Genomic DNA, 19,384 nt, shown 5'->3' with positions numbered 1-19,384 from the left:
CTGAAATGACCGACTACAAAGCCACGCTAAATCTGCCTGATACCAAGTTCCCGATGAAGGCCGGCCTGCCGCAGCGCGAGCCGCAGATTCTGCAGCGCTGGAACGACATGGGTCTGTATCAGAAGCTGCGGCAGCTGGGTGAAGGCCGGCCGAAGTTCGTCCTGCACGACGGCCCGCCCTATGCCAACGGCAGCATTCATATCGGTCATGCGGTCAACAAGATCCTCAAGGACATCATCACCCGCTCCAAGACCCTGTCCGGTTATGACGCGCCCTATGTGCCGGGTTGGGACTGCCACGGCCTGCCGATCGAGCACAAGGTCGAAACCACCTTTGGCAAGAACCAGCCGTCCGACCTGACCCGCGAGCGCTGCCGCACCTATGCCGGCGAACAGATTGAAGGGCAGAAGGCCGACTTCATCCGCCTCGGTGTGCTCGGCGACTGGGGCAACCCGTACAAGACCATGGACTTCGCCAACGAAGCCGGCGAGATCCGCGCCCTGGCCGAGATGGTCAAGCATGGCTTCGTGTTCAAGGGCCTGAAGCCGGTCAACTGGTGTTTCGACTGTGGCTCGGCGCTGGCCGAAGCCGAAGTCGAATACCAGGACAAGAAATCCGACGCCATCGACGTTGCCTTCCCGGTCGAAGACGCCGACAAGCTGGCCGCCGCCTTCGGCCTGGCCAGCCTGAGCAAGCCCGCCAGCATCGTCATCTGGACCACCACGCCCTGGACCATCCCGGCCAACCAGGCGCTCAACGTGCATCCCGAGTTCAACTATGCCCTGGTCGATACCGGCGACAAGCTTCTGCTGCTGGCCGAAGAGCTGGTCGAAAGCAGCCTGCAGCGCTATGGCCTGCAGGGCGAGGTAATCGCCATCGCCAAGGGCGAAGCGCTCGAACTGATCCGTTTCCGCCATCCGTTCTACGAGCGTTTCGCCCCAGTCTACCTGGCCGATTATGTCGAGCTCGGCGCTGGCACCGGCATCGTCCATTCGGCGCCGGCCTACGGCGAAGACGACTTCCGTTCCTGCAAGGGCTACGGCATGAGCAATGACGACATTCTCAGCCCCGTGCAGAGCAATGGTGTTTACGTCGAAGCGCTGCCGTTCTTCGGTGGCCAGTTCATCTGGAAGGCCAACCCGGCTATCGTCGCCAAGCTCGACGAAGTCGGTTGCCTGCTCAAGCACGAAGTCATCCAGCACAGCTACATGCACTGCTGGCGGCACAAGACCCCGCTGATCTATCGCGCCACCGCGCAGTGGTTCGTCGGCATGGACAAGCAGCCCAACGAAGGCGACACCCTGCGCGAGCGGGCGTTGGCCGCCATCGAGCAGACCGCTTTCGTTCCGGCCTGGGGCCAGGCGCGGCTGCACAGCATGATCGCCGGCCGTCCGGACTGGTGCATCTCGCGTCAGCGCAACTGGGGCGTGCCGATCCCGTTCTTCCTGCACAAGGAGAGCGGCGAGCTGCACCCGCGCACTGCCGAGCTGATGGAGGCTGTAGCGCTGCGCGTCGAGCAGGCGGGCATCGAAGCCTGGTTCAAGCTGGATGCCGCCGAGTTGCTCGGTGACGAGGCCGCGCAGTACGACAAGATCAGCGACACCCTCGACGTCTGGTTCGACTCCGGCACCACCCACTGGCATGTGCTGCGCGGTTCCCATCCGCTCGGCCACGCCAGCGGGCCGCGCGCCGACCTCTACCTGGAAGGTTCGGACCAGCACCGCGGTTGGTTCCATTCCTCCCTGCTGACCGGCAGCGCCATCGACGGTCACGCGCCCTACAAGGAGCTATTGACCCACGGCTTCGTGGTCGACGAGAACGGCCGCAAGATGTCCAAGTCGCTGGGCAACGTGGTTGCACCGCAGGAAGTCAACGACAGCCTGGGCGCCGACATCCTGCGCCTGTGGGTGTCGTCCACCGACTACTCCGGCGAAATGGCCGTGTCCAAGCTGATTCTGCAGCGCAGCGCCGATTCCTACCGGCGGATTCGCAACACCGCGCGCTTCCTGCTTTCCAACCTCAGCGGTTTCGACCCGGCGCAGCATGTGTTGCCCGCCGCGGACATGCTCGCCCTGGATCGCTGGGCGGTGGATCGCGCCCTGTTGCTGCAGCGCGAGATCGAGGAGGCCTACGACAGTTACCGCTTCTGGAACGTCTACCAGAAGGTGCACAACTTCTGCGTGCAGGAGCTGGGCGGCTTCTACCTCGATATCATCAAGGACCGCCAGTACACCACCGCCGCCGACAGCGTGGCGCGGCGCTCCTGCCAGACCGCGTTGTTCCATATCGCCGAGGCACTGGTGCGCTGGATCGCTCCGGTGTTGTCTTTCACCGCCGACGAGCTGTGGCAGTACCTGCCGGGCGAGCGTAACGAGTCGGTGATGCTCAACGGCTGGTACCAGGGCCTGAGCGAGTTGCCAGAGGGGCTCGAGTTGAGTCGCGAGTTCTGGGAGCGGGTCATGGCGGTCAAGGTCGCGGTCAACAAGGAAATGGAAAACCTCCGCGCGGCCAAGGCCATCGGCGGCAACCTGCAGGCCGAAGTGACGCTCTACGCCGAAGACAGCCTGATTGCCGACCTGAACAAGCTCGGCAATGAACTGCGCTTCGTGCTGATCACCTCGACTGCCAGCCTGGCGCCGCTAAGCAGTGCGCCGAGCGATGCGGTGGAAACCGAAGTGCCGGGCCTCAAGCTGAAAGTGCTCAAGTCCGGCCACGCCAAGTGCGCGCGTTGCTGGCATCACCGTGAAGACGTCGGGATCAAGCCGGCGCATCCGGAAATCTGCGGCCGCTGCGTGGACAACATCGAAGGCGCTGGCGAGGTTCGTCACTATGCGTGATGCCGCGCGCGCTATTGCTCCGGTAACCGCCGGAATCAGCCTAATGCTGTCCGGCATCCCGGCGATTCGCGGTATGTCGCCAGCGAGTTGGCTCCTGCAGGAAGGCAGGGCATGAGCGCCCGCTTCGGCAGGTTGCCCTGGCTGTGGTTGAGCCTACTGGTGTTCGTGATCGATCAGGCCAGCAAGTTCTACTTCGACAACGCGCTGACCATGTACCAGCAGATCGAGGTGATCCCCGGTTACTTCGGCTGGACCTTGGCCTACAACACCGGTGCGGCGTTCAGCTTCCTGGCCGGCGCTTCGGGCTGGCAGCGCTGGCTGTTCGCCCTGATCGCCATCGCTGTCAGCGCTGTGCTGGTGGTCTGGCTCAAGCGCCTGAAGCCGGATGAAACCTGGCTGGCCATGGCACTGGCGCTGGTACTCGGCGGCGCGCTGGGCAACCTGGTCGACCGGGTGATATTCGGCCATGTGGTCGACTTCATTCTGGTGCACTGGCAGCACCGTTGGTACTTCCCGGCCTTCAATGTCGCGGACTCCGCTATTACCCTCGGTGCCATCCTCTTGGCGCTGGATATGTTCAAAAGCAACAAGTCCGGAGAAACCACCCCATGACTGATGTACGTATCGGGCCGGACAGGGAAGTTACCCTGCATTTCGCCCTCAAGCTGGAAAGCGGCGACGTGGTCGACAGCACTTTCGACAAGCAGCCTGCCACCTTCAAGGTCGGCGATGGCAATCTGTTGCCGGGTTTCGAGTCCGCCTTGTTCGGCTTCAAGGCCGGCGACAAGCGCACCGTGCAGGTGCTGCCGGAGCATGGCTTCGGTCAGCCCAACCCACAGAACGTGCAGATCATGCCGCGCAGCCAGTTCAAGGACATGGAGCTCTCCGATGGTTTGCTGGTGATCTTCAACGACGCCGCCAATGCCGAGCTGCCGGGCGTGGTCAAGGTCTTCGACGACAACCAGGTGACCATCGACTTCAACCACCCGCTGGCCGGCAAGACCCTGAGCTTCGACGTCGAAATCATTGCGGTCAAAGCGCTCTGAGGCTCTTGTAGGAGGGCCGACCCGGCGCGATGCTTTTGCTTGGTGGGCGGACTATGTCCGCCATCGCCGCCAGGCGCGTGACCCACATGGATGTGGGAAATGCCGCAAGCCCGTAGGTAGCGGACGTGGCTCTCCTGCAGGGGAGCGCGGTGCCTGCTGTTTTCGATGGTTGCTACACCCTGCGTGCCGATTCGAACCCGGAGCCTGTGATCGTGCAGGCGTCTCGCGTTACACTCTTCACCCTCAAGTTTCCGCGCGCCGAGAGTCACCATGCATATCAAACTCGCCAATCCCCGCGGCTTCTGCGCCGGTGTTGACCGCGCCATCGAAATCGTCAACCGTGCCCTGGAAGTCTTCGGTCCGCCGATCTATGTGCGTCATGAAGTGGTGCACAACAAATTCGTGGTCGAAGACCTGCGCGCACGTGGCGCCATCTTTGTCGAAGAGCTGGATCAGATTCCCGACGACGTCATCGTCATCTTCAGCGCCCACGGCGTATCCCAGGCTGTGCGCAGTGAAGCCGAGCAGCGCGGCTTGAAGATCTTCGACGCCACCTGTCCCCTGGTGACCAAGGTACACATGGAAGTGGTGCGCTACAGCCGCGAAGGTCGCGAATGCATCCTGATCGGCCACGCCGGCCACCCGGAAGTCGAAGGCACCATGGGCCAGTACGACGCCAGCAATGGCGGCGCCATCTATCTGGTGGAAGACGAGGCCGATGTCGAGCGCCTGCAGGTGCACAACCCCGAGGCCCTGGCCTTTGTCACCCAGACCACCTTGTCGATGGACGACACCAGCAAAGTCATCGACGCCCTGCGCGCCAAATTCCCAGCTATAGGCGGGCCACGCAAGGACGACATCTGCTACGCCACCCAGAACCGCCAGGATGCGGTCAAGCAACTCGCCGCCGAGTGCGACGTGCTGCTGGTGGTTGGCAGCCCCAATAGCTCCAACTCCAACCGCCTGCGCGAACTGGCCGAGCGCATGGGCACCCCGGCCTACCTGATCGACGGCGCCGAAGACCTCAAGCGCGAGTGGTTCGACGGCGTTAGCGGTATAGGTATTACCGCCGGTGCATCGGCCCCAGAGGTGCTGGTGCGTGGCGTAGTCAGCCAGCTGCAAGCCTGGGGCGCGACGGGCGAGAGCGAGCTGGCCGGGCGGCCGGAGAACGTCACCTTCTCCATGCCCAAGGAGCTGCGCGTCCAGCAGCTTTGAGCCGCCTGAGCTGTGCACGGCGAATTGTGCGGTCCGGGTGGCGTTCCGCTTGGAACGCGGCAGCAGCTTGCCCACTTCGAAGCCACACCGCCAACCCGTGGTGCACGGTATACGGGTAGGGCAGCTTCGGAGCGTAGCGACAACCCGCCAGGATCTACGCCTCTCCAGTGAATCACGTGAATCACGGTGCACTGCCCGCGGCGGACGGTACCTACGGATTGCATGGCCCTTCAGCAATAATCCGGCTCATCCCTGGCCCGCCTCAGCCTGCCGCTGGCGCTCAACACCAAACGCCTGACCGCCTGTTTGCCGGTCGCGTGACAGAGCGTCAGCGTTCCCGCCTGAAAGGCACCACCCAGCAGCTTGGCGTTGCCGAGCGAGGTGTAGCGGACATAGCGCCTGACTGGCGTATTGCCCTTGGCAATCACGCCCTTGGGCAGCGACTGCTCCTGCCTGAGCAAGGGTTCGCCTTCATCCAGTTGACCGTTGTTGTCCAGGTCCACGAATACCCGCCAGCCGCTGGCCCAGTCGCCATCGACGTTGTCGACCAGCACCGGCTGGCGCCGCTTGATCGATTCGCTGCGAGCCAGGGACAGGTTCGCCGCCAGGGTATTGCTGGCGCTGACCAACTGTTGATTGCCCATGAACTGCTGCGCACCCGGCACGCCGACAGTCGCCAGCAACGTAAGGATGCTGAGCGAGGTAAGCAGTTCGACAAGGGTGAAACCGAAGGCGTGGCGGTACATGGCGTCCGTGCCTCTTTCTTGAGTTACCCTGCCATCCTGGTAGGGAGTGCGCCGGTCGTCTCCGCCTCGGCTCCGGTGGTCGTGTAAGCCGGGGTCTTTTCAACGTCCGGCCTATAAGCTCTAGCCGGTAAACCGCTTTTTGCAAGTAAAGAGCAAGAAAGGCTGTCGAGTGAAGCTGCTAGATTCGCCTGAGTCGATGGACATGGCCGTCCGTGAGCGGAAAAGCGCCAACTGTCGAAACTCCGCACTGGTTAGCGGTATTCCAGTGCAATGATTCGTACCCTAGCGGCACATGGCTAGGGCATGTGACTAAAACCGAGCGCGAGAGGGAATATGGTGAAGCGAACTGGGCAGCGGGGGTTTAGCCTTATCGAGTTGATGATCGTCATCGCGATCATCGGCATCCTGGCCGCAATTGCCTACCCGAATTATCAGGAATACATCATCAAGAGCAACCGCGCCGCGGCGCAGGCGGCGATGATGGATATCGCCAACCGCGAACAGCAATTGCTGCTTGCTAACCGCGCCTATGTCGCCGCCGCCGACGCTGCCGCCTTTCAAGCCAGTACCGGATACGTGTTGCCCGCCGACGTGTCCGCTAAATATGGCTTCAAAATCGAGCTGGGTGCGGGGCCGGAGCCTTCCTTTACGATTACGTTCGTGCCGACGGGGGCTCAGGCAGGCGATGGCAATCTGACGCTGAATAGTCAAGGGGTCAAGACGCCGCCGGAGAAGTGGTGACCATGTTTATGCCACTAACGTTCCGCAACCAACGAGGCGTCACCCTGATCGAAGTGCTGGTCACCGTGATTATTCTTTCCATCGGTTTGCTGGGTATCGCGGGGCTGCAGTCGCGGTTGCAGCAGTCTGAGATGGAGGCCTATCAGCGCTCCCAGGCTCTGTTGCTGCTCAATGACATGGCCAATCGCATTGCCAGCAATCGCAATAATGCAGCTACCTACGTTACGGGGGCGGCCAGCCCACTTGGTGTCGGCATGACTTGCCCAGGCAATTCAGGTAGCCGCAAGCAAAGAGACACCAGCGAGTGGTGTGCCGCCTTGCAGGGCGCGGCAGAAAACGTTGGTGCCAACAAGATCGGCGCGATGCTAGGTGGTCGAGGCTGTGTCGAATCCCTTGGCAGTGGTCAATACTTGATCACGGTGGCCTGGCAGGGCTTGTTCCCTCTTGCAGCTCCTTCGGCAGGTGTTGCCTGTGGCGCAGATAGTTATGGTTCTGCCGGTTCAACCTGTGCCGATGATGTTTGTCGTCGTGTGGTCACTACTATCGTGCGGGTTGCCACACTATGAGAACACCTTTAATAAAAGTGCAAAGCAAGCTGTGCAGGCTCTTTGGGCAGAGCCATCAAGCCGGTTTTAGTCTCATCGAATTGATGGTTGCCATGGTCATCAGTTTGCTGATCATGGGTGCGGTACTCACACTGTTTCTGGATGTCACTCGCACCAACGATGAAATGGCCAAGACCAATATCCAGATCGAGAATGGTCGTTTCGCTATTCAGTTGTTGCAGAGCGACCTCTCGCATGGCGGGTTTTGGGACGGCTATGTCCCGCAGTTTGACGACTTGACGTTGACCACGGTGGCTAGTGATACACCTACCTTGGTGCCTAATCCCTGCGTCGCTTACAGTGATTCAAACTGGACCGATGAACATAAGAACAATCTGCTAGGTATCCCTGTACAGGTATACGACGATGCGCCGACGGGTTGCACCAGTGCCTCACCGGCGATAGGAACAGATATAAAAGCCGACACCGATTTCTTGGTGGTGCGCCACGCAGAAACTTGTGTGGCTGGAGTGGGTGGTTGTGACGATGCCGCTGGCAAAGTTTATTTCCAGGCATCGTCGTGTTCGACCTTGCCTGAAACAGCGTATTCCTATGTGCTTGATACCGATGAACATGATCTTCGCCAGATGGACTGCGCGACTTCTGCGGATAGAAGGAAGTTTGTGTCGAATATTTATTATGTTCGCGACGATAACACCTTGATGCGTTCACTGTTTGACGTAAACAAGCATCTTGCCGCTGAGCCGATGATTGAAGGTGTGGAAGGTTTTCGGGTTGAACTGGGTATCGATGACGGTCCGGTCGATGGTGCTCCCGATACCTATGTGCGTTGCCCCTTGGCAGATATCTCTGCCGATACGACTGCTCCCTCGACCCATCCGGCCGCAACTGTCTGTACCGCAGACCAGTTGGCGAATGTGGTAGCGGTCAAAGTATATGTGCTGGTGCGCAGCCTTACCGCAACACCGGGTTATACCGATGGCAAGACCTATAGCCTAGGCACCACCACGCTCGGGCCATTCAATGACAATTTCAAGCGCCACGTATTTTCCAGCACGGTGCGCCTGAACAATATATCTGGCAGAAGAGAGGCGCCATGACTTTGCCCAGATCGCTCTATTCCCAGCGTGGATCAACCCTGATCATTGGCCTGATTATGCTGCTTCTGTTCACGCTGATGATTTCCAGTGCATTCACCATGAGCGGGAGCAATCTCAAGGCCGTGGGTAATATGCAGTCTCGCGACGAAGCTATTGCAGCGGCTAACGCGGCCATTGAGCAGGTGGTAAGCCTTAACTTCACCAGCCTGACAGCAGCTCAACCCTACGAGCTCGATTTTGATCGGGATCCGGCAACCCCACCATATCTGGTGACAGTGACAGTGGAAGGTTGCCGAAGGGCAACTCCGGCTCCCGTCGATGAGGCTCTTTTGAGTGGCGTCGCTTCCGGGATTCCCAGTACCAGTGGCTTTTATACACTCTGGGAGCTCAAGTCGGTTGTAGCCGACAGTGCGTCGGGAGCGGCGGTGACCGTGCGCCATGGCGTGCGCAAGTACATGGGTGAACTTGACCCGGATTTCGCAAAGTGCAGTTGAGTGCAGTGCATAGACGCTTAGGAGAAGGATAATGAAAGGCTTTTGGCTGAAAAGCGTGTTGGGTATGACTGCACTGGTTCTGCACTGCAATTCTTATGCGGAAGACGTTGACCTGTTTGCGGGCATCACGCCGCCGAACTCCGGGCTCCCCAATGTATTGCTTGTATTGGATAACTCAGCGAATTGGGGTGCCAATATTCCTGTTGCTGATTGTTATTATAAAGATGGTGGGGTGGTTGTAGAAACTTCTGATGGAGCTCCTGTCGGCCCGCCGGATGGCAGTGTAAAAGGTAAAGACAGTCCAGGTGTTGAGCAAGGTAAGAAAATAGCCATTGAGAAGTGCGCGCTCTACAACGCAATTGATGCCTTGCCAACCGAGGCAGATGGAGGCGCCAAGTTCAATGTTGGATTTATGCTTTTTAATGAATCTCCGGCTGCCAATAGTGGCGGCTATCCACGTCAGGCCTTTTTGCCACTGACTACGGCAAACAAAGCAGTTCTCAAGGCAAAAGTTGCTGCCCTTAGCATTGATGCTGATAAAGGCAACAATGCCGCCTTTGCCAAGACACTGCATGAAGCCTACCTGTATTTCAAGGGGGAAACACCCTACAAGGGCACCGCCGGTAGCAAGTGGGATGAAGCAGCCGTAGAAGATGGAAAGTATGTGAGCCCCTCTGCTAGTAGCTGTGGGCGCAATCACATCATCTTTATCGCCAATGGTGGGGCTGGCGAGGTAACTAACAATGAGGCGCGTGACCTCCTGAGCGGCTTGGGCGGTGATTATACGCAGATCAATTACCCGACCAGCGAAGTCAGCAACAGTGACCAGGGGAACTGGGCCGATGAATATGCGCGCTATATGCGCGGGGCGGATGTAAGCGATAAGGATGACGCGCAGGGCATCATCACCCACGGGATTGCCGTTACGGGGGCTTCGAGTGACGGGAATTACCCCAACTTCATAAGGGCGATAGCCGACTATGGCTATGGCAGCTACTTTGCCGCCAGTGATGTGGATCAGTTGACGGTTGCTATTTTGGATACGTTTAGCCAGATTCAGGCAGTCAATAGCGTTTTTGCGTCGGCCAGTTTGCCAATCAGCGTCAGTACCCAAGGCACCTACTTGAACCAAGTGTTTATTGGCATGTTCCGCCCGGACGCGGATGCCAACCCGCGCTGGGCAGGGAATCTCAAGCAATATAAGTTTGTCGCGGATACCTCGGGAGGCCAATTCAAGTTGTTCCTCGGCGATGCGGATGGCGAGCCTGCCATCAGTACCGCCAATACAGGCTTCCTTAGGCCCTGTGCTCGCAGTTTCTGGTCACCTGAAGACCCGGACAGCTATTGGTCGTTCCTGCCGCAAGGTACCTGTACGACTATCAACGAAGTGGTTATCCCTAATTTGGATAGGTCCAACTCGCCTGACGGCGATATTGTCGAAAAGGGCGCGGCTGGATATCGCCTCCGGAGTGGGGGGCTTACGCCGACTACACGCAATATCAAGACCTGTAACGGCTGCTCAGCTGGTGCATCGCTTCCTGACATGAACGCAACCAACTCTGGTTTGCCTGCTGATCTTGCCGATTGGATTACCGGCGCGGATAACACGGCTACTCCTGAAAAAACGGGTCAGACTGAGGATGATATGCGCCCGTCGGTGCATGGCGACGTAGTGCACTCCCGGCCGGTAGCAGTGGATTACGGCGGCAGTACTGGCGTAGTGGTGTTCTATGGTGCCAATGACGGCACATTGCGTGCCATCAATGGCAATCAGGGCGGTACTGACGGCAACGAACTTTGGTCATTTGTCGCACCTGAGCATTACAGCAAATTCGAGCGGCTGCGCTCAAACAGCCCGGAGTTGTATTATCCCGGCACGCCTACACTCACAACCAGGCGCAAGGACTATTTCTTCGACGGCCCAGTCACTGCGCACAAAGATGGCGATAATGTGTGGGTCTATGCCGCTATGCGCCGCGGTGGCAGTGCGGTGTACGCATTCGATGTCAGTGCCGGCACAAACCTCACCGACCCAAGGCTGAAATGGAAGGCTGACAGTACGACAACAGGGCTGAGCAATATTGGCCAGACATGGTCGGCGCCGAAGGTCATTAAGGCGGCAGGGTATACCAGCGTAACCAGTTCCACAGACGCCGATGGCGTCACAACGTCTACTACGAACTACAAGCCCATGCTGATCATGGGAGGCGGTTACGACTCTTGCGAGGATGGCACTATCGCCTCTGATCTCAATACGTGTACGTCTGGCACGTCTCGGGGCAGCAATATCTATGTGCTGGATGCAGACACCGGCACCGTGTTGAATGACGCTCTCACTATGGTTACAGACCGCAGCGTAGTGGGCGACATTACGGTTGTGACCAATAGCAGTGGATTGGCGCAGTACGCGTATGCGGCAGATACCGGCGGTAATGTCTATCGGATCAGTATCTCCGGCGCTCCGTCGACCTGGGCGGTTAAAAAAATCGCTGCGCTTGGCTGTGATACCGAGACTTGTCCAGGCGGGCTGGCCAATCGCAAGTTCCTGTTCGCTCCAGAGGTCGTGGTTACCAGTGGCTTCAATGCTGTGCTGTTGGGCTCTGGCGATCGCGAGCATCCATTGAGTACTGACGCCGTAACTGCTTCTGTTAATAACGCCTTTTTCATGATCAAGGATGATCGTTCGGCCGACCCGGATGTGATTAGCCTCGACGACAATGTGTTGTTGGAGATCGATGCTAATAGTGCGGCGCTAACGGTTGCTCAAGAGGCCGAGCTAAACGCTGCCGATAATAAAGGTTGGTATTTGCAATATGGCGCCGCAGATACCGTCCACGATAAGGAGCAGGTGGTGACATCTGCGGTGGTCGTGTTTGGGGTGGTAACCTTCAGCACCCATACTCCAACTGTCGCATCGTCGACCAGTTGCGGTTCGAATCTGGGGACGGCTCGGGTTTATAACATTAACTTCCTGGATGCTTCACCGGCTAAGGCAGTGGATCGTTTTCAAGTTATTGATGGAGGCGGGCTGCCACCTTCGCCAGTGTCAGGGATAGTGACTGTGTGTACCAGTGATGGAGTATGCACTGATGTACCATTTGTCATAGGAGCTAATCCAGAGTCGCCTGTGGAAGTTGATTATGCGCCTGAACCCAGTGGCTCAGCAGTTAACAAGAGTCGTGTGTATTGGAATATCGAGCAATGATTGAGCACCTTGTCATGGAATCAGGACGACAGACCAAGAGCGCTGCTGCTTCTAGGTTTGGGCAGCACGGTTTCACCCTGATCGAGCTGATGATCACTCTTGCTGTATTCGCGGTGCTGCTGGCAATCATGGTCCCGTCGTACTCTGACATGACCCTGGGCAGCAAGCTGCGTTCCCAGGCTAACGATCTGGTCGCGGGAACCCTGCTGGCACGCAGTGAGGCGATCAAGCGTAATTCCGCTGTCCGGATGTGCGTCTCTGACGATGGTGAAAACTGCATCGCTGGGGGCTGGGAGCAAGGCTGGGTAGTGTTTCACGATGCCGACGACGACGGGGCGCTGGATGCAGGAGAGTCGGTGCTGCTGCAGCATCAGGCGGCCCCTTCCGGTTTTAAAATTACCGGGACGGTCGCCAGCGTACGTTTTCAGGGCACAGGTGTAGGTGCTACTCAGGCCACATTGACAGCCTGCCGCGCCACCCCCGGCGTTGGAGCTCAGGAGCGCGTGGTCAATATCACTGCGACAGGGCGTGCATCAGTGACCAAGACCAATACCTCGACCTGCTCCTGAGCCATTTCCTGTCGCTCAACTGGTGTAACTGGCTGCCTCTGCTGGCAGCCTTCACACCCTCCATCAAGCAGCAGCGATTCGACACAAAGGGCGGCTGACCTGTTTGCCCTCATGCATAGCCCCGGCCTCCGCCGATCTGGCTCATTCCCCTTGCTGCCACCGCCCACTGCTCCGTTTCCCTCAGCCTTTAGGCACGGTGCCCGCCTTCTCCCCCGATAATCCCTTCGCCTTCCCCAAGCCCAGCCTGCTTCGCGCATTGAGCCTTCGGTCACACTCCGATGTGTGGCGATGTCGCAGTTCTTCGGAATAAAAATTCAAAACGAGCGTACCAGTAGGTATAGTCCCGAGGCGCAAAATTACCGTTAGTCGGTGATTTTTGACCGTTTGTCCATGGATGGGCGTTTGCAGGGGAGGGAGCGGGCGGTTCTGCGCGCCATACAAGATGACATCTATGGAGTGGATGCGATGTCGCAGAAAGGCTTCACGCTGATCGAGCTGATGATCACGCTGGCAGTGCTCGCGGTGCTACTTGGCTTGGCGGCACCAAATCTCAGCCAGTTGTTGCGCAGCAATCGGGCGGCGACTGAAATCAATTCCTTCTCAGGGATGTTCGCCTATGCACGTCGCGAGGCCGTGCAGCGTGCCCAGGCCACCAGGTTGCAGGGACCGCTGGCTGCCGACGGCAGTTGGCAGGTGCTCAGGCATGCCGATGCCCTCGAGCTGCAGGTCTTCCCGGCCTTGTCTTCCTATGACGTCAATCCGGCAGGCCTGAAGACGGTTCTGTTCGATTCACAGGGGCAGTTGATCAGCGGCGCTGCGGTCACTTTCGATCTGCTGGTGAAAGACCCCGAGCTCAACTGCGCCACCTTCAATCGCACGGTGGTGGTCGAGTTGTCCGGTGCGGCCTCCGTCAGAAAGAGGGGCTGCTAATGAACAGGCAATCACAACGAGGCGTCTCGCTGATCGAGGTGCTGGTCTCGGTGCTGGTGTTCTCCGTCGGCTTGCTGGGGTTGGCCGCGATGCAGCTCACCTCGTTGAAGGCCAATCAGACGGCTACGGTGCGTTCCCATGCGACCTTTCTCGCTTACGAGATGGGCGACCGTATGCGCGCCGCCCGCGGCGATGCGCTGGCAGGCTATTACGTTATCGCGGTGGGTGCCGAGTTACCGTGCAATCCGGCGGCGGAGGCCTGTCTGCCATTTCAGCGCGACCTGGCCGAGTGGCGAGCCAACCTGGCTCAGCAGTTGCCCAATGGCGATGGCGGCGTGGTGCAGAACGGCGATCAGTTCACTGTCATCGTGCAGTGGAGTGAGGAGCGGGTGCAGGGCAGTGCGGCCCAACGTTTTTCCTTCGTGACCCGGATCTGACGGAGTGTCTATGCAGTCTCAGCGAGGCTTGAGCCTGATCGAACTGATGGTGGCCATGGTCATCGGATTGGTGATCAGCGGTGCAGTCCTGCAAGTGTTTATCAGCAACAACAACACCTTCCTGCTGCAGAACGCCAGCGGCCACCTGCAGGAAAACGGCCGATTTGCCCTGCAGTACCTGGCGGCCGAGATCCGTCCGGCTGGTGTGGGCATGGGCGTGCGCTTGCCGGAAGAGAGCATCTGCGTGGTCGCCACCAATGGTGCCGCGAGCGAATGGAACGCCATGAACCGACCCGTCTGGGGACAGCGGATTACGGCCACTGGCGCCTTGGGCGCCGTGGGCACCGACCAGATGGCCCTGTTCATCAATGACAACTGTGGGGCATTTCTGACCGCGGGCGAAATTCTCAAGCCCGGCGTCAACGCCAATATCAAGGTCACCGGCTATTGCCCGAGCATGCAGCAGAATCGTGCCGTGATGGTCATGGATATAGAAAAGGCCGTGGTCATCCGCGTCACCAATGTGCCCAATGCCACTGGTAGTGGCGTGGTGGTGCTGAGTCACGCGGCCGGCAATAACGACAAGGACGCCGAGTGTGGCGGTTTCAAGTTCGCCGATATCGCCTTCACCGATCCCGCGCGTGTCTCCGGCTTCAGCAGCAAGATCTTCTATGTCGCCGAGACCGGGCGGACGGGGAGTGCCGGACAGGCGATTCGCGCGCTGTTCGTGCGCGATGTGTCGACGATTCCGGCGCAAACCATGGAAGTCGTCGAGGGCGTCGAGTCGATGCGCACCCGCTACGGGGTAGCGGCGGCGAGCAGTGTCGGGGTGCAGGACTACCTGACCCCGGCCGAGGTCGAGGCCGCCAATCGCTGGGGCGATGTGCGCACGGTGAAAGTCGATTTGCTGATGGTCAGCGATAGTCGGACACCCGGCGCGCAGGAGCAGGCGATCGAGTTTGATGGCATGGCCGTGGTGGCTGATGGGCGAATGCGTCAGGTGTTCAGCACCGTGGTGGCGCTACGTAACCGAATCGATTAGCGAGGCAACGGATGGGCAGGCAAAAACAAGGGATGGCCAGGCGACAACAAGAGGGTGCGGTGTTGTTGTTCTGCCTGGTGATGTTGCTGGTGTTGACGATGATCGGGGTTTCGTCCATGTCCAACAGCACGCTGCAGGAACGCATGGCCGGCGGTGCGCGCGATTACAACCAGGCGTTTCAAGCCGCCGAGGCCTCGTTGCGGGTGGGCGAAGACTATGTCCGCCAGCAGGTGGAGGCGAGTACCGACCCGAGCTTGCTGTTCCAGGCTGCCAGTGCCTGTCCGGCGGTGACCGCGGCGCAATGGTCGCCGCCCGCCGAGCTGATCGGCAAGCCGAAGCAGCCGGTCTGCGCGGTAAGCAACTTTTACGGCAACTCCGGCGGTCCCACGTCCTATGTCTGCGAGACCGATGGTTCGATCGCCGAGAACCGGGCATTCGACTGCCTGAGCCGGACCTATCTGTTCAATGTCGACGCCACTGGCTATGGCAGTGGCGATATCGAAGTGCGCCTGCGCTCAACCGTTGCCATTGCTATTCGCGGTCAGAATTGATCAGAAGGATCCTGAGATGAATATGTCGAAACGCTTGTTCGCCGCTCGCGCGCTGTTTGCCGGCCTGCTGACGTTCGCGCTCAGCCAGAGTGCCGTGGCCGCTTTCACCCCGGCGCAGGTGCCCTTGAGCCTGGGCGGGCAGGTCGAACCCAATGTCATGTTCCTGCTGGATGATTCCGGGTCGATGCGCTGGGGTTTTATGCCCGATGAGTTGCGCCCTTCTTATCTGGACGTGAATCAGCGACCAGCTTCCAGTAGCGGCTGCCGAGATCGTGGCAATTACGCCGGAACCTATACCCACTTCTGCAGCGAGACGGGCCATCGTTACCTGGTCTCCAGTAAGCTGAACACGATTTATTACAATCCTGATGTCAGTTACCTGCCGCCGCTCAAGGCAGATGGGACCCGCTCTAGCAATGCCATCTTCAGCTCGGCATATTTGGATGGTTACGCCCAGTCGGGTACGGCGATCAACCTGAGTGACAACTACCGGGCCATCATGGATGACTTCTACCGGCCGTCCCGTGATGGATACAAGGGTTTCGTGGTCGGACCCGCGTCCGGCTCCAGCAGGGCCTTCTACTATTCCTTTATCAGTGGTTGCGGCAGCACCACCGCCGACACCTGCTATCAGCGGGTCTCGCTGCCGAGTTCCGCTGCTGTCGAGCAAAACTTCGCCAACTGGTTCTCCTATTATCGTACCCGTCTGATGGCGGCCAAGGCCGGCGTCAGCGATGCCTTTGCCAAACAACCCGGCGATATTCGGGTTGGTTACGGCTCCATCAACCAAGGCAGCGTATCGGTGGATACGGTTGGCACCACAACCGTTAAGCGTGGGGTGCGGCGCTTCGAGGATACCGGGCGAACGGATTTCTATAGCTGGCTGTTCGCCACTCAGGCCAATGGTGGTACACCGCTGCGTCGGGCGCTTGGCGATGCCGGAGAGTATTTTTCCCGACAGGACCAGTACGGTCCCTGGAGTTCGACTCCAGGGCTGGCCGGGGGCGAATCGTTCTCCTGTCGGCAGAGCTATACGATTCTGACCACCGACGGTTATTGGAATGGCGATTCCGCCTCGGCAGGCGATGCACGAAAGAACGTGGACAACCTCAATGGCCTGACCATCTCCGGTCCTGACGGGCAGTCCTACCGCTATGCGCCTAAGTCGCCATTCAGCGACAGCTACCCCGACACCCTGGCCGATGTGGCCATGTATTACTGGAACCGCGACCTTCATCCCACGCTGGATAACCGGGTGCCGACCGATCCGGCCGATCCCGCTTTCTGGCAGCACATGGTGACCTTCGGCGTTGGTCTTGGCGTCAGCGGCTCGATTGCGTCTAAAACAGGGTTTGATGCCGTCAAGACTGGCGCTGTGATCAATTGGCTGGATCCCCGGCCAGATGACAACAGCGCGGCCAAGATCGATGATCTGCTGCATGCCGGGATCAATAGCCGCGGTGATTTCTTCAATGCCCGGGATCCTCAGCAGTTCGCCACCGCCTTGAGCGATACCCTGAGTTCGGTCGCCAATCGCACGGGGTCGAGTACGGCCGCGGTGCCGACCGCTCGGCGTCTGGACAGCGATACCCTGGTCTACGAGGCGCTTTATTCCAGCGCCGACTGGTCCGGCAAGTTGCTGGCCAAAAAACCAACGCAGACCAGCACCGGCATCGACTTCAAGCAGATCTGGGAGGCGAGCAGCCAGTTGAGTTACCCGTCACGGCGCTTGTTCTCGCATGATGGCAGTGCCGGTGTAGCCCTGTCCTGGGGCAGTCTGGCGGTGCCAATGAAAGCGTACTTCGACAATAGCGAAGCGTTATTCGATTATGTGATGGGCAGTCGCGTGAATGAGGCGCCGGCCGGCCTCAAGTATCGCAAGCGCAGCACGCTGCTCGGCGATATTGTCAACTCCACCCTGGTCATCGCCAACAAGCAGGACTGGGGCTTCAATGGCCGAGTGCCGCTGCCGGCCAGCGGTCAGACGTACGCCCAGTTTGTCGCCGCCAAGGCGAGCAAGGTGCCGACCCTGTTCGTCGGCGCCAACGATGGCTTCCTGCATGCGTTCAACGCCAATGCGGGCAATGAACTGTTTGCCTACATGCCCAATGGCGCCCTGCCTGCGATCAAGGAGCTGGCCAGCAGCAATTACAAACACCGCTACTACGTCGACGGCAAACTGCATGTGCGCGATGCTGTCCTTGATGGCGGCTGGAAGACCGTGCTGTTGGGCAGCCTGGGCGCGGGCGGCAAGAGTGTGTTCGCCCTGGATGTGACCGATACCAGTGGCGCCGGGTTCGGCGCGGCCAAGGTGCTCTGGGAGATCAAGGATGATGCCGACCTCGGTTACAACTTTGGCGAACCCTTGATCGGTCGGATGAAGGACGGTAGCTGGGCGGCGATTTTCGGCAATGGTCATGGCAGCACCAATGATGACTCGGTGTTGTTCATCGTCAACCTGACCAGCGGCGCGGTAAACAAGGTCAGGGCGGGCAGCGCAACCGGCGGATTGGCCAGCCCTTCCTTCGTCTATGCGGCGGACGCCAGCGGCAATATCTATGTCAAGGATGTCTACGCCGGGGATCTCGGCGGCAATCTGTGGAAGTTCGAGCTCAAGAGCACGGGTGACGGGGTGGACGATTTCCAGGTCAGCCTCAAATCGGGCGGGCAGCCGCAGCCGCTGTACATCGCGGCCGATGCGGCGGGCAAGCGCCAGCCGATCACGGTCAAGCCGGAAATTGCCTACCACCCCGGCGGTGTGGTGAAGGGGGTGATCGTCTATTTCGGCACCGGCCGCATGTATACCGCAGGCGATGTGAGCGACACGAGCGGGCAAACCTTCTACGGCATTTGGGACAAACCCAGCAGTGCGGGTGCCTCGATCGCCTTCAGCGGGCGGACGGAACTGGAAGGTCGCTCCATCCTCTTCGAGGGTCCGGCGTTCGGCCGTGAGGTACGAGCCCTGGATGCGCCGGCAAGCCCTGACGGCATCGATTGGGCGAGCAAGCGCGGTTGGTATCTGGATCTGCAATCCCCGGTCAAGGGCGCAGAGGGCGAACGGGTGATCTTCGCCCCACGGATTCTGCTCGACCGCCTGGTGTTCGAGACGGCCATTCCTTCGGCTGATCCCTGTCAGGCCGGTGGGTCCGGCTGGACCATGGTGGTCAATCTGGCGACGGGGGGGCGTTTGTCATATGTGCTGTTCGATATGAACAAGGACGGCAAATTCGACGCAGCAGACAGCATTATCGACGCTGATGGCAACCCGCTGCCGGCTTCCGGCATAGGTTCGAGCACCGGCATCCCAACCGGCTCCTTCGACCTGCTCGACGGCAAGAAGTACTGGCTCTGTCGCGGCACCGGTATCGATGATTGTGTACCGGCGGCCAACACCCTGAACATCATCGAGGGCCGCCAGTCATGGAATCAGATCCGATGAGCAGGGTGAAGGGGTTTACCCTGATCGAGTTGATGATCGTGATCGCGGTGATCGGCCTCCTCGCCGCGATCGCCTACCCGAACTACACGGAATACATGAACAGGGCCAAGCGCGCCGAGGCCAAGACCGCGCTGCTGGCGGGCGCTCAGGCGCTGGAACGCTATTACTCGCTGCAGGGCTCCTATCTGGATGCGGGTGGCGATCTGGCCGCGGTATTCGCCAGCCAGGTACCGGATGCAGGCACGGCTAACTACACCCTGGCGGTGCAAGGTGTAGCCACCGCGACCTCCTTCCTGCTGCAGGCCACGCGTGTCAATCGCATGGCCGGCGACCCCTGTGGCGATTTCCGGATTGCCCACACTGGTGCGCAAACGCTGAACGACGCGAGCCGGACCGTGCAAGCGTGCTGGTAGAAATTTAGCGGGCTTATGACGTATAACGGGCCGCCTTTGCGGCCCGTTTTTTT

17 protein-coding genes are annotated in these 19,384 nt (G+C 59.5%); 16 read left to right on the top strand and 1 reads right to left on the bottom strand.

What is annotated here, in order from left to right; genetic code table 11:
• The first annotated feature begins 5 nt into the window (after positions 1 to 5).
• The 4 genes from ileS (at position 6) to ispH (ending at position 5,098) form a co-directional block, all read left to right on the top strand.
• Positions 6 to 2,837, top strand: a complete 2,832-nt coding sequence (gene ileS / locus LJY18_RS01980) for an isoleucine--tRNA ligase (protein ID WP_238040053.1) — start codon at positions 6 to 8, stop codon at positions 2,835 to 2,837.
• Positions 2,838 to 2,948: 111 nt separating this feature from the next.
• Positions 2,949 to 3,449, top strand: a complete 501-nt coding sequence (gene lspA / locus LJY18_RS01975) for a signal peptidase II (protein WP_238040052.1) — start codon at positions 2,949 to 2,951, stop codon at positions 3,447 to 3,449.
• Positions 3,446 to 3,883 carry an FKBP-type peptidyl-prolyl cis-trans isomerase gene (locus LJY18_RS01970; RefSeq protein WP_238040051.1) on the top strand — a complete coding sequence of 146 codons (438 nt, stop codon included), beginning with the start codon at positions 3,446 to 3,448 and terminating at the stop codon, positions 3,881 to 3,883. Before lspA ends, LJY18_RS01970 begins: the two co-directional genes overlap by 4 nt.
• A gap of 270 nt (positions 3,884 to 4,153) precedes the next feature.
• Complete coding sequence (ispH, locus tag LJY18_RS01965) at positions 4,154 to 5,098, top strand: 4-hydroxy-3-methylbut-2-enyl diphosphate reductase (RefSeq protein WP_238040050.1); 945 nt, start codon at positions 4,154 to 4,156, stop codon at positions 5,096 to 5,098.
• A gap of 230 nt (positions 5,099 to 5,328) precedes the next feature.
• Here the strand turns inward: ispH and LJY18_RS01960 are convergent, their stop codons facing one another.
• A complete protein-coding gene (locus LJY18_RS01960; RefSeq protein ID WP_238040049.1) occupies positions 5,329 to 5,844 on the bottom strand; it encodes a GspH/FimT family pseudopilin in 516 nt (171 codons plus the stop codon).
• Between the two features lie 333 nt (positions 5,845 to 6,177).
• Here LJY18_RS01960 and LJY18_RS01955 point away from each other — a divergent pair, with 333 nt between their 5' ends.
• The 12 genes from LJY18_RS01955 to LJY18_RS01895 all read left to right on the top strand — a co-directional run bounded on the left by LJY18_RS01955 (position 6,178) and on the right by LJY18_RS01895 (position 19,331).
• Positions 6,178 to 6,585, top strand: a complete 408-nt coding sequence (locus LJY18_RS01955; protein ID WP_238040048.1) for a type IV pilin protein — start codon at positions 6,178 to 6,180, stop codon at positions 6,583 to 6,585.
• A 2-nt stretch (positions 6,586 to 6,587) separates the two neighbouring features.
• A complete protein-coding gene (gene pilV, locus LJY18_RS01950; RefSeq protein ID WP_238040047.1) occupies positions 6,588 to 7,151 on the top strand; it encodes a type IV pilus modification protein PilV in 564 nt (187 codons plus the stop codon).
• Positions 7,148 to 8,251 carry a PilW family protein gene (locus LJY18_RS01945; RefSeq protein ID WP_238040046.1) on the top strand — a complete coding sequence of 368 codons (1,104 nt, stop codon included), beginning with the start codon at positions 7,148 to 7,150 and terminating at the stop codon, positions 8,249 to 8,251. The genes pilV (LJY18_RS01950) and LJY18_RS01945 overlap by 4 nt, the downstream gene beginning before the upstream one ends.
• Positions 8,248 to 8,745, top strand: a complete 498-nt coding sequence (locus LJY18_RS01940; RefSeq protein ID WP_238040045.1) for a PilX N-terminal domain-containing pilus assembly protein — start codon at positions 8,248 to 8,250, stop codon at positions 8,743 to 8,745. Before LJY18_RS01945 ends, LJY18_RS01940 begins: the two co-directional genes overlap by 4 nt.
• Before the next feature lie 31 nt (positions 8,746 to 8,776).
• Positions 8,777 to 11,950 (top strand): pilus assembly protein, encoded by a 3,174-nt coding sequence (locus LJY18_RS01935; protein WP_238040044.1) that lies wholly within the window; start codon positions 8,777 to 8,779, stop codon positions 11,948 to 11,950.
• Positions 11,947 to 12,519 (top strand): GspH/FimT family pseudopilin, encoded by a 573-nt coding sequence (locus tag LJY18_RS01930; RefSeq protein ID WP_238040043.1) that lies wholly within the window; start codon positions 11,947 to 11,949, stop codon positions 12,517 to 12,519. The genes LJY18_RS01935 and LJY18_RS01930 overlap by 4 nt, the downstream gene beginning before the upstream one ends.
• A gap of 390 nt (positions 12,520 to 12,909) precedes the next feature.
• Entirely contained in the window at positions 12,910 to 13,449 is a 540-nt protein-coding gene (locus LJY18_RS01925) for a GspH/FimT family pseudopilin (RefSeq protein ID WP_238040042.1), read from the top strand.
• Positions 13,449 to 13,886, top strand: a complete 438-nt coding sequence (gene pilV, locus LJY18_RS01920) for a type IV pilus modification protein PilV (RefSeq protein WP_238040041.1) — start codon at positions 13,449 to 13,451, stop codon at positions 13,884 to 13,886. The genes LJY18_RS01925 and pilV (LJY18_RS01920) overlap by 1 nt, the downstream gene beginning before the upstream one ends.
• A gap of 10 nt (positions 13,887 to 13,896) precedes the next feature.
• On the top strand, positions 13,897 to 14,928 hold the full coding sequence (locus LJY18_RS01915; protein ID WP_238040040.1) for a PilW family protein: 1,032 nt from the start codon (positions 13,897 to 13,899) through the stop codon (positions 14,926 to 14,928).
• 32 nt (positions 14,929 to 14,960) lie between these two features.
• On the top strand, positions 14,961 to 15,479 hold the full coding sequence (locus LJY18_RS01910; protein WP_238040039.1) for a pilus assembly PilX family protein: 519 nt from the start codon (positions 14,961 to 14,963) through the stop codon (positions 15,477 to 15,479).
• A 16-nt stretch (positions 15,480 to 15,495) separates the two neighbouring features.
• The gene (locus tag LJY18_RS01905; protein WP_238040038.1) at positions 15,496 to 18,918 is read left to right on the top strand and encodes a pilus assembly protein; all 3,423 of its coding nucleotides are present in this window, start codon (positions 15,496 to 15,498) and stop codon (positions 18,916 to 18,918) included.
• Positions 18,915 to 19,331: a type IV pilin protein gene (locus LJY18_RS01895; RefSeq protein WP_330872706.1), complete on the top strand. Its 417-nt coding sequence runs from the start codon at positions 18,915 to 18,917 to the stop codon at positions 19,329 to 19,331. The genes LJY18_RS01905 and LJY18_RS01895 overlap by 4 nt, the downstream gene beginning before the upstream one ends.
• The last annotated feature ends 53 nt before the right edge of the window (positions 19,332 to 19,384 follow it).

Source organism: Pseudomonas sp. MMS21 TM103 (genome assembly GCF_022132145.1).
GTDB lineage: Bacteria > Pseudomonadota > Gammaproteobacteria > Pseudomonadales > Pseudomonadaceae > Aquipseudomonas.
Note: the sequence above shows the minus strand (reverse complement) of the source record. Positions and strands in the feature narration are given on the sequence as shown.

What these genes read in the sequence shown, in the direction of transcription:
- LJY18_RS01945 (WP_238040046.1), top strand. Translation starts at nt 7,148, where the DNA reads ATGAGAACACCTTTAATAAAAGTGCAAAGCAAGCTGTGCAGGCTCTTT.
- LJY18_RS01935 (WP_238040044.1), top strand. Translation starts at nt 8,777, where the DNA reads ATGAAAGGCTTTTGGCTGAAAAGCGTGTTGGGTATGACTGCACTGGTT.
- LJY18_RS01925 (WP_238040042.1), top strand. Translation starts at nt 12,910, where the DNA reads ATGGATGGGCGTTTGCAGGGGAGGGAGCGGGCGGTTCTGCGCGCCATA.
- LJY18_RS01970 (WP_238040051.1), top strand. Translation starts at nt 3,446, where the DNA reads ATGACTGATGTACGTATCGGGCCGGACAGGGAAGTTACCCTGCATTTC.
- ispH (WP_238040050.1), top strand. Translation starts at nt 4,154, where the DNA reads ATGCATATCAAACTCGCCAATCCCCGCGGCTTCTGCGCCGGTGTTGAC.
- LJY18_RS01905 (WP_238040038.1), top strand. Translation starts at nt 15,496, where the DNA reads ATGAATATGTCGAAACGCTTGTTCGCCGCTCGCGCGCTGTTTGCCGGC.
- LJY18_RS01895 (WP_330872706.1), top strand. Translation starts at nt 18,915, where the DNA reads ATGAGCAGGGTGAAGGGGTTTACCCTGATCGAGTTGATGATCGTGATC.
- LJY18_RS01955 (WP_238040048.1), top strand. Translation starts at nt 6,178, where the DNA reads ATGGTGAAGCGAACTGGGCAGCGGGGGTTTAGCCTTATCGAGTTGATG.
- ileS (WP_238040053.1), top strand. Translation starts at nt 6, where the DNA reads ATGACCGACTACAAAGCCACGCTAAATCTGCCTGATACCAAGTTCCCG.
- LJY18_RS01940 (WP_238040045.1), top strand. Translation starts at nt 8,248, where the DNA reads ATGACTTTGCCCAGATCGCTCTATTCCCAGCGTGGATCAACCCTGATC.
- LJY18_RS01960 (WP_238040049.1), bottom strand. Translation starts at nt 5,844, where the DNA reads ATGTACCGCCACGCCTTCGGTTTCACCCTTGTCGAACTGCTTACCTCG.
- LJY18_RS01930 (WP_238040043.1), top strand. Translation starts at nt 11,947, where the DNA reads ATGATTGAGCACCTTGTCATGGAATCAGGACGACAGACCAAGAGCGCT.
- lspA (WP_238040052.1), top strand. Translation starts at nt 2,949, where the DNA reads ATGAGCGCCCGCTTCGGCAGGTTGCCCTGGCTGTGGTTGAGCCTACTG.
- LJY18_RS01915 (WP_238040040.1), top strand. Translation starts at nt 13,897, where the DNA reads ATGCAGTCTCAGCGAGGCTTGAGCCTGATCGAACTGATGGTGGCCATG.
- LJY18_RS01910 (WP_238040039.1), top strand. Translation starts at nt 14,961, where the DNA reads ATGGCCAGGCGACAACAAGAGGGTGCGGTGTTGTTGTTCTGCCTGGTG.
- pilV (WP_238040041.1), top strand. Translation starts at nt 13,449, where the DNA reads ATGAACAGGCAATCACAACGAGGCGTCTCGCTGATCGAGGTGCTGGTC.
- pilV (WP_238040047.1), top strand. Translation starts at nt 6,588, where the DNA reads ATGTTTATGCCACTAACGTTCCGCAACCAACGAGGCGTCACCCTGATC.